The organism is Neomesorhizobium albiziae (assembly GCF_900114255.1).
In the GTDB taxonomy this organism is placed as follows: Bacteria; Pseudomonadota; Alphaproteobacteria; order Rhizobiales; family Rhizobiaceae; genus Neomesorhizobium; species Neomesorhizobium albiziae.
This window is the reverse complement of record NZ_FOSL01000087.1, coordinates 1-1599: the sequence shown is the minus strand read 5'-3', so window position 1 is coordinate 1599 and position 1599 is coordinate 1. Positions and strand designations below refer to the sequence as shown.

Annotated in this window: 2 protein-coding genes; both read right to left on the bottom strand. The window is 64.8% G+C overall.

Annotation, left to right across the window (positions count from 1 at the left end; translation table 11 throughout):
- Positions 1 to 55: 55 nt before the first annotated feature.
- Positions 56 to 868, bottom strand: a complete 813-nt coding sequence (locus F3H98_RS30900; RefSeq protein ID WP_244622029.1) for a tyrosine-type recombinase/integrase — start codon at positions 866 to 868, stop codon at positions 56 to 58.
- Positions 865 to 1599 (bottom strand): tyrosine-type recombinase/integrase (locus F3H98_RS30895; protein WP_149764807.1); only part of this gene is annotated, 735 nt, incomplete at its 5' end. The genes F3H98_RS30900 and F3H98_RS30895, both read right to left, overlap by 4 nt.

Sequence of the window (1599 nt, the reverse complement as noted above, 5' to 3'; positions counted from 1 at the left end):
CTACAAACTATCTCTACATGTTATCGCATAAACCCTTGGAATCGTGGGCAGAACTCTAGCTACCCGATATAGTCGGGCGGGGTAGATAGTGACGCAGGACGTGTAGTGTGACCCTTTTCCGCTGCAGCGACGGACAGTCTCTGGCAGCGATTTCGACATATCTCGCGAGCCGGTGCTCGAGAGCGTCGCGGCTGATCCTCTTGCCGGTCTGCGTGGGGAAGAGGGGATCGGCCGGCTGCCCGGCGCGTTCGGCCAGCCAGACGCGCAGCACGGCGGCCATATTGCAGGTGATGGGTGTGATCCGCTGCTTTCGTCCCTTTCCCATACAGCTGACGTGAGCGCCGGAACCGAGATGGACATCGGCACAGTGAAGGCCGATCAGTTCGGACGCCCGCAGGCCGGTTTGGGCTGCAAGCCCGAGCAAGGCGTGGTCGCGCCGCCCGGTCCAGGTCGACCGGCTGGGCGCGGATAGCAACGCGTCGAGTTCCTCCTCCGTCAGGAATGTCACAAGCCTTCGCTCAAAGCGCTTCGGCGGAATCGCGAGCACCCGTTCGATCGTCGCGGCATGCTCGGGGTGACGAAGAGCGGCGAATCGGAACAACGATCGGATAGCGGCAAGCCGCGCATTCCGGGTCCGCGCGCTGTTGCCCCGATGGTCTTCGAGGTGGTCGAGGAAGTCGCCGACACACGCGGCATCGAGGTCGTTGAACTCCAACTTGGAAGGTTCTGTGCCATGCCGCGCGGCGGCGAAGACCAGCATCAGCCGCAGGGTGTCCCGATAGGCGGCGAGCGTATGCGGGCTGGCTTGCCGCTGCCGGATCAGGCGATCGGTGAAGAACGCCTGCAGGGTCGCGCTGAGGGCGGTCATGCGCCGCCTCCAATCTGTCGCTCCAGACGATTACCGGCCAGTTGAAGCAATTCCGGGGACGCCGAGAGATACCAATACGTCTTGCCCGGATCGACGTGGCCGAGATAGGTCGATAGCAGGGCAAGCCGGCGCCCCGGGTCGCCGCCGTCGCGATAAGCATCAAGAAGAGTACGAACGGCAAATGCGTGCCGCAGGTCGTGGAGCCGCGGTCGGCAGCCCGCCGAGCGCGGGGCGATGCCGACGCGACAGACGAGCTTCTGGAACGTGTTTTGAACGTTCACATAGAGCAGCCTGGTGCCGGCCGGCGAGACGAACAGGGCGGGCGTGTTCGGCGGCCGGCGGGGTCGATCGCGTCGGCGCAGATAATCGCTGAGGGCTGCAACAGTGCTCGGATGCAACGGCAACTCGCGGGATTTGCCGGACTTTCCTTGCCGGATGGTGAGGGCTCCACCGACGGCATCGAAGTCGTCGCGGTCAAGGCCGATCGCTTCTCCAATCCGCATCCCGGTCACCGCCAGCAAGCCGATGAGGGTCCGGTAGGTTGCTTCCCGATGCGGCGTGCGCAATGCCGCGGTTGCCGTCATCAAGGCGATGACGTCCTCCTGCGAATAGAGGTAGGGCGTCGCCCGGCGAGATCGCCCCGGCAGCAGATCACGCGGCGGCACCTCGGTTGCCGGCTCGATCCCGCGGAGGTGGGTCGCAAAGCGGCGAACCACGGAAAGTCGCGCGGA

Coding starts and splice junctions, on each gene's coding strand:
- F3H98_RS30900 (WP_244622029.1), bottom strand. CDS start 868: ATGACCGCCCTCAGCGCGACCCTGCAGGCGTTCTTCACCGATCGCCTG.